Annotated in this window: 7 protein-coding genes; 4 read left to right on the forward strand and 3 right to left on the reverse strand. The window is 63.1% G+C overall.

The annotated features are described in order from the left end of the window. The first annotated feature begins 296 nt into the window (after positions 1-296). Positions 297-4,085: a dermonecrotic toxin domain-containing protein gene (locus tag EGJ09_RS09805; protein WP_125923710.1), complete on the forward strand. Its 3,789-nt coding sequence runs from the start codon at positions 297-299 to the stop codon at positions 4,083-4,085. A 6-nt stretch (positions 4,086-4,091) separates the two neighbouring features. Here the strand turns inward: EGJ09_RS09805 and EGJ09_RS09810 are convergent, their stop codons facing one another. Beyond that, positions 4,092-5,693 (reverse strand): bifunctional diguanylate cyclase/phosphodiesterase, encoded by a 1,602-nt coding sequence (locus tag EGJ09_RS09810; RefSeq protein WP_046785981.1) that lies wholly within the window; start codon positions 5,691-5,693, stop codon positions 4,092-4,094. A gap of 138 nt (positions 5,694-5,831) precedes the next feature. Between EGJ09_RS09810 and EGJ09_RS09815 the strand changes: the two genes are divergently transcribed. The 3 genes from EGJ09_RS09815 (at position 5,832) to EGJ09_RS09825 (ending at position 9,291) form a co-directional block, all read left to right on the forward strand. After that, on the forward strand, positions 5,832-7,451 hold the full coding sequence (locus EGJ09_RS09815) for an NADP-dependent glyceraldehyde-3-phosphate dehydrogenase (protein ID WP_125923711.1): 1,620 nt from the start codon (positions 5,832-5,834) through the stop codon (positions 7,449-7,451). Between the two features lie 121 nt (positions 7,452-7,572). Beyond that, positions 7,573-8,052 carry a VOC family protein gene (locus EGJ09_RS09820; RefSeq protein ID WP_046785979.1) on the forward strand — a complete coding sequence of 160 codons (480 nt, stop codon included), beginning with the start codon at positions 7,573-7,575 and terminating at the stop codon, positions 8,050-8,052. 51 nt (positions 8,053-8,103) lie between these two features. Further along, positions 8,104-9,291, forward strand: a complete 1,188-nt coding sequence (locus tag EGJ09_RS09825) for a hypothetical protein (protein WP_125923712.1) — start codon at positions 8,104-8,106, stop codon at positions 9,289-9,291. Positions 9,292-9,387: 96 nt separating this feature from the next. Here EGJ09_RS09825 and ilvA read toward each other — a convergent pair whose 3' ends face one another. Further along, the gene (gene ilvA / locus EGJ09_RS09830; RefSeq protein ID WP_080952106.1) at positions 9,388-10,950 is read right to left on the reverse strand and encodes a threonine ammonia-lyase, biosynthetic; all 1,563 of its coding nucleotides are present in this window, start codon (positions 10,948-10,950) and stop codon (positions 9,388-9,390) included. A 184-nt stretch (positions 10,951-11,134) separates the two neighbouring features. Beyond that, complete coding sequence (locus EGJ09_RS09835) at positions 11,135-11,566, reverse strand: PACE efflux transporter (protein ID WP_115274604.1); 432 nt, start codon at positions 11,564-11,566, stop codon at positions 11,135-11,137. Positions 11,567-11,659 lie beyond the last annotated feature (93 nt).

Here is an 11,659-nt window from a genome sequence, read left to right on the forward strand (position 1 = left end):
TTGAATTCAAACGGCCTTATCGGAAGAGAAGCGGGTTATTGCTCAAGACAATGACGTAAGCGACTGATAATCCGACAACATTGCCCCTTGCCGGCCTAACATTCAGTAACAATTTAAGATGCAAGCTCGCGTATTAGCAAGCGGCGTTTTGCAATCGCCTGCCTTCATTTCATGACGTCAATTTTCTTTCCTGTACGCGTTGGGTCATTGATTGTTGCAATGGGTAATTAACTACCTCACCGCTACGATGCAAACGGCGCCTGCTATCGGCTCTTTCTCTCATGCAGGTACCGACGATGACTGATTTCGCCCTTCAAAACCCTCATCAGCAACTGATCCAGGAACAGCTACCGGCCTGGGCCAGAACGATGCAACCTGAGCACTGGCGGCGCTTGCGCGAGAGCGTGCAGCCCGAGCAAGGCCTGGAGGGTCAAGCACCATGGTTCGCCAATGCTGCACCCGATCTGCGCGAAGCAGTGCTTGCCAGCCAGCGCCGCCTGGACGACTCGCAGTACCAACTGGCGCGCGCCATGGCGGGCCTGCAGAACGTTGCTGAATTCGCCGAAGCCTTGCTCGAGCAACGACTGAAGGCCGAGCACCAACTGTCGGTGCCGCTGCGCAGTACCCAGCTCATCCATATTCAACACAGGTTCAGTTTCGGCACCTACGTCACCGGCCACAAAGCGACCAGCCTGCTCGAAGCCGCCCTGCACAACTTCGAAGAGCAGCCCACGTTCAGCCACGACAGCGCCCTGGTACTGGACGGTGATGCGCAGTTCGAAGCCACCACGGTCGTCGGCCAGACCACATTGGGCGACAGCGAAACGCTGGTCGATATCGACCTGCCGTCCGAGTCATACCGTATCGACCCGCTGCCGCTTGCTCCCAGCGGCTTCGCCCGCAGTTGCCGGGACCTGGACATTGGGCAACGTTATCAGGAACACCTGCAGGCGATCTTCGAAACGCCCTCAAGCCCGGTACGCGCGGCCTTCATGACGACCCTGCGTGACCGCCTGCGCCTTGCCGCCGACATGGCCTTGCTGCGCCACACCATTACCGGCGCCGGCCGTGATGTCATTGACCAACTGCTGGCACAGGCCCCCGTACGCTGCTGGCAGCCATCGCTGTTCGGCATCGCGCTGCACGAAGTGCTGATCATCGACGCCGGCACGGCGGGTTTGTTGATGTACCTGCCCGGTGATGAGCAGCGCCTGCTGCAGTTTCCCGGCCTTGCCGGCGTGCATGCACATCTCGCCACCCACTTGCTGCAAGCGGATTACCGACGGGGTTTCCAGCGATACGTCTCATCGTTGCAGTGCTATCGTTTCCTCGACCTGTTGCACCAGAACCTCGACGCCGCAGGTAACAGCCCCGCAGATCAATGGTGGTCGATGCGCGAGGGCGCCGACCTGCACCTGGCCCTTGCCCCCATCGAGGCGCCACTGCTGGCTTTCCTCTATGGCGATCATGTGGCACGCCTGAAGGCCGAGGCCGCAGCCGTGGCAGTGCCAACCGCAGAGGTCGACAGGCAAGCGCACCAACGGCGCATCGCCCAGTGGCAAAGCATGGGGCTGGACGCACTGATGGTTGCAGGTTTCTTCATACCCGGGGTTGGCACCCTGTTGACAGGGGTCATCGCCTGCCAGTTGCTTGGGGAGGTGATCGAGGGTTACCAGGCTTGGAGCATTGGCGACCGTCACCTGGCCTTGCAGCACATTGAAGCGGTAGGCCTGAACCTTGCTGCGATCGGCGGTTTGCATGCAGCAGGCAAGGTGCTGCCCAGGCTGTTCAACAGCGCGCTGATGGAAAGCCTTGAACCGGTGAAACTGCGGGACGGCAGCCGACGGCTCTGGCGTGCAGACCTTAAGGGCTATGCGAGCAACGTGCAGTTACCAGCAGAACTTGAAGCCAACCCGCAAGGGTTGCGAACCCACCAGGGCAGACAATTCATCCACCTGGATGGCCAACACTATGAAATTGCCCTGGACGGCACCGACCAACGCTGGAGGATCGTCCACCCCAGTGACCACGAGGCCTACCGGCCGCTGCTGGAACACAACGGCGAAGCCGCCTGGCGCGCGGAACACGAGGCACCTCAGGACTGGTCCGACAGCCAGTGCGTGCGCCGCCTGGGCTTGCCTGTGGATGCACTGGACGATGCGCAACTGCAACAGGCCATGATCATCAGTGGTGTGGACCGGGCTCGTTTGCAGGCAGTACACCTGGCCGGTGAAGCCACCCCTGCACTGCTTGCCGATACGCTGGAGCGTTTTACGCTGGCGCAGCAAATGCCCGAGCTGGACGGCGCAGCACTGACGCGTATTTACGGGCGTACGGCAAGCGCCGCCGAGCAGCGGATGTGCGATACCTACGCGCCATTGACCCCACCGCTTGCCAGGCGTCTGCTGGCTCGGCTCTCACCTGAGGCGTTGGCCAATTGGCAAGCGCAAGGAACGTTACCGGCCTGGCTGCACCTGGAAGCCGAACAGATCACCCGGGATCTGCCATTGGTCCGTGCCCTGGAAGGCCTGTATCAGCCGCGCCTGGCCAACCGCGACAGCGAACGCTTGCTGCTCGCCTGCATGCAACGGTACTCCGGCTGGCCACAGCAGTTGCGCGTTGAGATCCGCGAGGCCACGCCAGAGGGCACCGTGCTGGCAGCCATCGGCGACGAACAGGCCAGCGAGCGTTGCCTGTTGCTCAGGTCGGGTCAAGGCTACGAGGTCTTCAATGGCGAACGCCCGGTTGCCAGGCCAGTGCATGCCGATGCGTACCAGGCGCTGTACGCCGCAGCGCCACCAAACCTCAAGCGCGCGTGGGGCAGTGCTGGCGCGCTGGGCGAGCGCACGCAGCGCCTGGCCGCTGCCGAGCGGCGCAAGTGGCCGATGCGCCTCTGGGGGCCACAGGCCAAGCGCCCTACCCCGCGCCACAGGTTGCGCGGTGGCGCACCTGTCACTCCACTGGCACCCGCCTCACCGTTCTTCAACCAAAGCGTGCCGGCGCGCTTGCGCAGGCTCTACCCCAGCATCACCCAAGAGCAGGCCGAGCGCTTACAGGCAGACTGGCGTAACACGATGCGCTCTGCAGAGACAGAATTGCGCATTCGTGAAGACACCTTGACACAGTTGCGCACCGACCTCGATCGATGGGCAACGGCCGTTCTCCGGCGCCAGCCCGCCGTGCGCAGGATTCTCAACGCCTGGCAGCAAAATTCGATACGTGTGCTGTCCACCGGCCAACGTATCCACTCCCTGGACCTGAAAAACTTCGAACTGGAAAACAGCGACTTGGCGACCCTCACGTTGCCAGCAGGTTTTAGCCACGTCGCGGACCTTGACCTCAGCGGTAACAGCGCACTGAGCGAGTTGCCCGCACAATGGCTGCAGTGCCTGCCCGAACTGCAGCGCCTGACCTTGAGCCGTTGTCGCTTCGCCGCGGTTCCAGAGGTTCGGGTACCTGGCAACCTGCAATGGCTTGACCTTGAACATAACCGCATCAGCTGGGACGCACGCTCACAGGCAGCACTGGAGCGACTGGACGGGTTGAGGGTGCTGGATCTCTCCGAGAACCCGTTGCTCCACGCGCCGAACCTGCAGAACCTTCCAGGGCTCGGCTCGGTGTTCATGGTCAACTGCGGCTTGACCGAACTCCCCCAAGGCCTTCAACGACTGGAGTCGGTGTTGATCATCGACCTGTCCGAGAACCAGTTCCAGCGCCTTCCACAGGGGTTTACCCTGCCCGCTGCCAGCGCCAATGCCTTGGCCCTGGAAAGCCCGGCGCTAGGGCTGCCCATTCGCGAGCAGATTGAGGATTACTTCCAGCTTCATGGAGCTGACCTTCTGGTATCCGATATCGACTACCAGCCGCTGTTGGCCAATGCCAGCGCACAGCGACTGCGCTTGTGGGCGCGCGTGCCGTTGCACTACCGGCGAGAGCTGCGCCAGCTGATCGAGGACATCGCCGATTTCGATGACTTCGATGCAGGCCTGGAGGCACTGTGGCGCTGCCTCGAACGCATGGACGCAGACCCCGCTTTTCGCGATCTGGCGCTAGACTCGCCGGCGGCCTTGCTGCTGGATCTCTGAGCCGCTTCAGGCACTGCCCTGGCGGCCCCGCTCGGCACGGGTCGCCAGCCAGCGCGCAAGGTCCGCCGCCGGCATTGGCCGGGCCAGCAGATAGCCCTGCCCCTGGTCGCAACCGGCGTTGCGCAAGAAGTCATACTGTTCCTGGGTTTCAATGCCCTCGGCAGTGATCCGGAAGCCCAACGCATGGCCCAGGTCGATGATGGCCCGGGCCACCGCCACTGCATCGTCATCGTCCGGCAGGTCTTTGATGAACGCACGGTCGATCTTCAGGTGATCGATCGGCAGCGCTCGCAAATAAGCCAGTGACGAATAACCCGTGCCGAAGTCGTCCACCGCCGTGGTCACGCCCATGGCCTGTAATTGGGCCAGTACCTCACAGGCCTGTTGCTGGCTTTCCATCAGCAGACTTTCGGTGATTTCCACTTCCAGCAGGCTCGGCGCCAGGCCGTGACACTCCAGCGCCTGGGCCAGGCTGGAGACATAGTCGCTGCGCTCGATCTGCAGCGCCGCCACGTTGATCGCCATTGGCCCGGGTACCCGGTCCTCGTCGCGCCAGGCGGCCATCTGCGCGCATGCCAGCGCCAACACGCGCTCACCCAGCGGAATGATCAGGCCCGTGCGCTCTGCCAGCGGGATGAACTCGGCCGGTGACACCAGGCCATGAACAGGGTCCCGCCAGCGCAGCAATGCTTCGACACCTTGCAGGCAGCCGCTGAACAGGTCGACCTTGGGTTGATACCACAGCTCGAACTCGTTCGCCTGCAAGGCACGGCGCAGGTTGCGCTCAAGCTCCAGGCGCTGCTGCAGGCGGGCAGTCATGTCGGTGTGGTAGGGGCGCCAGGCGTTGCGCCCGCTTTCCTTGGCTGCATACATCGCCGTATCGGCGTGACGCAGCAGGCTGCCGACATCCTCGCCGTGCTGGGGGCACCTGGCCAGGCCGATACTGCCGGTCACCAGTGCGGTACTGCCATTGAGATCGAACGGGCGTTGCAGGCAGCGCAGCAGGTGAGCCACCTGGTGGCTCACCTGGCCCTGGGTGCCGCGCAACATGAAAACGAACTCGTCGCCGCCAAGGCGGCACACCCGGTCAGGCGCGTCCAGCTCCTGCAAAAAACGCGCGGTGGCTTGCTGCAGCAACAGGTCGCCCATGGCATGGCCGAGGCTGTCGTTCACCTGCTTGAAGCCATCGATGTCCAGCATCAACACAGCCAGACCATCGCCCTTGAGAATGGCATCGGCCAGTTGCTGCTGGAACAACACTCGGTTGGGCAAGCCGGTGATGGTGTCGTAGTGGGCCAGCCGCTCAAGTTGCGCCTGGGAGCTGCGCAGTTCTCGATTGCGTTGCTGCAGCTGGCGTTGCTTGCGGTTGATCAGGGCCAGGAACAGGCTGGTCAAGCCTGTACAGGCCAGGGCGAACCAGAGCAGCGGCGAGACCAGAGGGCTGGCCATCAGGCCGTCAGGCTGGCGCTGCACGTCCAGATGGCCCAGCAGCACCGACAGGGCGATCCCGGCCAGGGCGAAGCCCACCGGCATCAGGCTGCCAAGGGAGCGGCGCAGCTGGCCGGTGGGCGGCGGTTCATCAGGTAGTGGGGTATTGGACGGGGTCATAGGCCTTCGTATGCGCTCGATTGCTTATGTATCGGCGCACTGCGGGCAATATTGAGCCAGACTGGTATTTTTCTTTCGCCGGGTGCATCCTCGAAGCTGAAGCGATTCACCTACCCAGACTTGTGAGGTGCAGTACACATGGACCACCTGCTCGATTCGCTGTTCCCTGCTGCCGAGGATGTCCCCACCCCTTGGCAGCTGGGTGCCCCCCTGGAGCAACGCGATTACCTCGTCAATGGCGAACTGAGGCGCTGGGACGGCCCGCTGGCCACCGTGCGCAGCCCGGTTTGGCTAAAAGAAGGGGACGGCGAGCGACAGGTCATCCTCGGCAGCGCCCCGCTGCTCGATGCTGATACGGCACTGACGGCACTGGACGCCGCCGTGCAGGCCTATGACAAAGGCCGCGGCGCCTGGCCGAACATGCGTGTCGCCGAACGCATCCAGCATGTCGAAACCTTCCTTGCGCGCATGCGCGAACAGCGCCAGGCCGTGGTAAAGCTGCTGATGTGGGAGATCGGCAAAAACCTCAAGGACTCCGAGAAGGAGTTCGATCGCACCTGCGACTATATCGTCGACACCATCAACGCCCTGAAAGACCTCGACCGCCGTTCCAGCCGCTTCGAACTCGAACAGGGCACCCTCGGCCAGATCCGCCGCGCACCGCTTGGCGTGGCCTTGTGCATGGGGCCTTACAACTACCCGCTCAATGAAACCTTCACCACGTTGATCCCCGCGCTGATCATGGGCAACACCGTGGTGTTCAAACCGGCCAAATTCGGCGTGCTGTTGATTCGCCCGCTGCTCGAAGCGTTCCGTGACAGCTTCCCGCCGGGGGTGATCAACGTCATTTATGGCCGCGGCCGCGAAACGGTCAGTGCCTTGATGGCCAGCGGCAAGGTCGACGTGTTCGCCTTCATTGGCACGCACAAGGCCGCCAGCGACCTGAAAAAGCTCCACCCGCGCCCGCACCGCCTGCGCGCCGCGCTAGGGCTCGATGCCAAAAACCCCGGCATCGTGCTGCCCCAGGTAGACCTGGACAATGCGGTCGAAGAAGCGGTCACCGGCGCGCTGTCGTTCAACGGCCAGCGTTGCACCGCACTGAAAATCCTGTTCGTCCATGAAGACGTGGTCGAACCGTTTCTCGACAAGTTCCAGCGCAAGCTCGCCGCGCTCAAGCCTGGCATGCCCTGGGAGCCGGATGTGGCCCTGACGCCGCTACCGGAGCAGGGCAAGGTCGATTACCTCGACGCCCTGGTGGCCGATGCCACGGCCAAAGGCGCGCGGGTGGTCAACGAGGGTGGCGGGAACAGTCGCGGTTCGTTCTTCTACCCTGCCCTGCTCTACCCGGTAACCGGTGACATGCGGGTGTACCACGAAGAGCAATTCGGCCCCGTGGTACCGGTGGTGCCCTACCGCGACCTGCAGACGGTGATCGACTACGTGCTCGATTCCGACTTCGGCCAGCAGTTGAGCCTGTTCGGCAACGACCCCAAGACCATCGGCAGCCTGGTCGACATCTTTGCCAACCAGGTGGGCCGTATCAACCTCAATGCCCAGTGCCAGCGCGGCCCCGACACCTACCCCTTCAATGGTCGCAAGAACAGCGCCGAGGGTACCTTGTCGGTGCATGACGCCCTGCGCGTGTTCTCGATACGCACCTTGGTCGCGACCCGCTTCCAGGAAGCCAACAAGGAGCTGATCAGCGAGATCATCCGTAATCGGCAGTCGACCTTCCTCACCACCGATTACATCTTCTGAACGGGCCCTGCTTATAGACAAACGATCTACCTGAGCTGTCGATTCTCGAGCTGCCTGACCGACTCCATGCAACAGGGGCGCAACCTGCCCCTTTCGCATTCATTTCAGAGGAGTGTCGAACATGGCAGCCCGCCCCATTCCCGAAGGCCAGCACAGCATTACCCCGTATTTGGGCATCAAGGATGCCGCCAAGGCCATCGACTTCTACAAGCAAGCCTTCGGCGCGGTCGAAATGTTCCGCCTCGAAGGCCCGGACGGCCGCGTAGGGCACGCCGAGCTGAAGATCGGCGATTCGTCGCTGATGCTCGCCGACCCTTGCGACATGGCGGGCGGCCTGACCTCCAGCCAGTCACTCAGCGGTGTCGCCATTGGCCTGCACTTGTACGTGGAGGACTGTGACAAGGTCTACGCCCAGGCCATTGCCGCCGGGGCCACCCCGTTGCATGAGGTAAAGGACCAGTTCTACGGCGACCGCAGCGGCACGTTGAAAGACCCGTTCGGCAACATGTGGTTCGTCTCTACCCACAAAGAAGACCTCAGCCCCGACGAAATCCGCGCCCGCGCCGCCAAACTGTTCGCAGGCAACCAAGCGACTGGTTGAAAGCGGCGCGACTTTGCCTGAAGCTTGTGGCTCGTAGCTTGGAGCTGCTTCATGCGAATCATCGACAAAACCGCCGCGCAGGTACGTAGCCTGACCCCGGCCGAAGAGGAACTGCTGCAGGCATTCGCCACAGGCACTCTCATTGGCCCCGGCCTGTTACAGGCCAACCAGCTACTGATGAAGGTGCGCAGCGCCAACCAGTGGCTGGCCTGCGATTGCCGCAAGGACGCCCTGCCGGTGCTCAATGTCACCCTCAATGGCAACACCGGCACACTGTTTCTCAAGAACAACCCCGGCACCGCCGAGCATGCGCCCGGCTGCCCGTTCAGCAAAGACGAGCGTGAGGCCGCCGAACGCGAGCAAGACCCCGCCCCGCCCGCCGCCTGGCTGACCCCTGACACGCCACTGCGCCTGCTCGGTGATTTTCGCAAGGCCAGCGAAAACAGTGGCGCTGCCCAGGATGGCAACGAACGCCGAGAGCAGCAGCGCCTGCTCTCGCTGCTGCTGACCTGGATCGAAACCAGCGGCCTGAACCTGTATGCCACGCACTTGAAAAAGGACCTCACCGCGCAGTTTGCCGAGTTGCGCAGTGTCGCCAGCCGTTACCCCCTGCTCGAACGCGTGCCCGCCAGCAACTACCTTGAAACCCGGCTGGACATGAAGCACATGATGATGCTCAAGGCCCGCCTGCGCGAAGCTACCGTATTCGGCAACCATCGCCGCCATGGCCTTTTGCTCGACTGCGTCGAGCAGATCAAGGGGCGCAAGCTGTTCAACAACCGCAGTGAGGATGGCTTCGACTTCCAGGGGCATCACCTGTACTGGGGTGGCAGCCGGGTGTCAGGGCCGCTGCTGGCGATGATCCTGTACTCGCCCACCAGCGCAGGCAGTCACTTCTACGAGCTGATCCACGTGGCCAGCGTGCCAGTGTTGTCGCGCGCTCACCTGTTCCCGGTTTACCGCGACGAGGAACGTGAACCGCTCAAGGCCTTGGTGTCGTTGATCGACTGGATGGCCAGCAAGGGGGTCAAGGTGCAGATGCGAAGGCCCGTGATCGGTGGCCAGGTGATGGATGAACTGGTGCTGACCTCCGACCAGGACCGCGTGCTGTCGGTATCGCTGCTGGAGCAGCCGGTCGGGCCGGAACCGGATGCCGAGAATTTCAAGCGGTACGCCGATTTCAAGAGCCTGGAGACATTCCGCAAGTTTGTGGCCGGGTTCTTCATGCGCGAGCGCTGAGCTAGCAGTCGAGGCGGGCCGGCCTATGGCCAGGATGTTGCTGGGCTGTTGCGATCGAGCGCGGCCCGCGCGGCGCTCGATCGCAACAGCGCCCGATCACCCAAGAAACAGCTTGTAAGCAGGATTCTCGGTCTCATCCCAGTACCGATAGCCCATCTCATCCAACGCCAGCGGCAGCCCTGCCTGCTCATCCTCGGGCACCTCCAGCGCGGCAAACACCCGGGCTTCGGCCGCGCCGTGGTTGCGGTAATGGAACAGGCTGATGTTCCAGCGCTTGCCCAGCCGCTCCAGGAAGCCCAACAACGCTCCCGGACGCTCCGGGAACTCGAAGCGCAGCACCCGCTCATCGGCTCCCGGCGCCGCATGGCCACCCACGGTATGGCGCACATGCAGCTTGGCCAGCTCGTTGTCGGTCAGGTCGAGCACGCTGTAACCCTGCTCGGCGAGGTGTGCCAGCAGTTTCTCCCGGGGGTCGTGCAGCGGGTGCGTTTGCACCCCGACAAACAGGCGCGCTTCCTTGCCGGGGTAGTAGCGATAGTTGAACTCGGTGATCTGGCGCTTGCCCAGCGCCTGGCAGAAGGCCCGGAAGCTGCCTGGCTGCTCGGGGATGGTCACGGCAATGATCGCCTCGCGCTGCTCACCCAGCTCGGCACGTTCGGCCACATGGCGCAGGCGGTCGAAGTTGACGTTGGCACCGGAGTCGATCGCCACCAGCGTCTGCCCCCGTGCGCCTTCGCGGGCCACGTACTTCTTGATGCCAGCGACCGCCAGCGCGCCGGACGGCTCGGTGATCGAACGGGTATCGTCATAGATGTCCTTGATTGCCGCACACAGCTCATCGCTGCTGACGGTCACCACCTCATCGACGAAATGCCGGCACAGTTCAAAACAGTGCGCACCGACCTGGGCGACCGCCACGCCATCGGCGAAGGTACCTACCTGCGGCAGGATAACCCGCTCCCCCGCAACCATGGCGGCCTGCAGGCAATTGGAGTCTTCCGGCTCGACACCGATCACCTTGACCTCGGGGCGCAGGTACTTCACGTACGCGGCGATCCCTGCCACCAGGCCACCGCCCCCGACCGGCACGAAGATGGCATCCAGCGCACCCGGCTGCTGGCGGAGGATCTCCATGCCGACCGTGCCCTGCCCGGCGATCACGTCGGGGTCATCGTAAGGTGGCACGAAGGTAGCGCCTTCGCTGTCGGCCAGGGTCAGTGCATGGGCCAGGGCGTGGGGGAAGCTTTCACCGTGCAGCACCACATGCCCACCCCGCGAACGTACACCTTCGATTTTCAGCGAAGGCGTGGTGGTCGGCATGACGATGGTCGCCTTGATGCCCAGATGGGAGGCCGCCAGCGCCACACCCTGGGCGTGGTTGCCTGCCGATGCGGTGATCACCCCACGCTCGCGCTGAGCGGGGGTCAGGCGCGCCAGCCGGGTGTAGGCACCGCGGATCTTGAACGAGAACGTGGGCTGCAGGTCTTCGCGCTTGAGCAATACCTGGTTGCCCAGGCTGGCGGACAACGCCGGCGCCGCTTGCAGTGGGGTCTCGATGGCCAGGTCGTACACCGGCGCAGACAAGATGCGCCGCACCTGCTCCGACAGCAGCTGCTGAGGGGTAAGCGGGGTACGGGGGCTGACGTTGAGGCTGGTCATCGGGTGCAACTCCTTGGCTGTTTTCACGTTGCCCAGGAGTCGAAGAGTAGAAACCCGCCTCCAGGGCGGGTTCGGTGCACGTACGCGCTAGCCCGCCAAACTGATAATGGCGGTAATAATAATGGCGTTCACATGCGGGAAAGTGTTCATGGGGTGGGAACTTATCCCGCTGTACCTCGGCGTGTCAACACTTGGCTTGCTGTGCCGAGAGCGGCACATCGAACACCTTGTCGAAACCCCACTGGAACACGAAGGCATAGACGAAGAAGAACACGAACAACGCCATGTTGGTGAGCAACGCTGCCCACAGGCTGACATCCAGCCAGTACGCCACCAGCGGCAGCAGGATCACCACCAGCCCGCCTTCGAAGCCCAAGGCATGCAGCAGCCGGCGCATGAAGGTCCGTTCACGCTGGTGCTGGCGCGCCTCCCAGCGCTCGAAAGCCCAGTTGAAGCCCATGTTCCAGCTCATCGCAATGCCCGACATCAACACTGACAGCACGGTCGACTGGGCCATGCCGGCACCGAACGCCAGTTCCAGTGCCGGCGCCACACAGGCCACGGCGATGGCTTCGTAGAGGATGGCCTGGACGATCTTGCGTGCCTTGCCTTGCATCTTCAGCTCCCTGTCGAAAAGGCCTACCACGTTACTAGAAGCCGCTGGCAAGCAAAAGCCTGAATACCTGGCCCGGCCACGCACAACCGTGCA

It is taken from the genome of Pseudomonas sp. p106, assembly GCF_003936645.1.
Lineage (GTDB): Bacteria > Pseudomonadota > Gammaproteobacteria > Pseudomonadales > Pseudomonadaceae > Aquipseudomonas > Aquipseudomonas putida_E.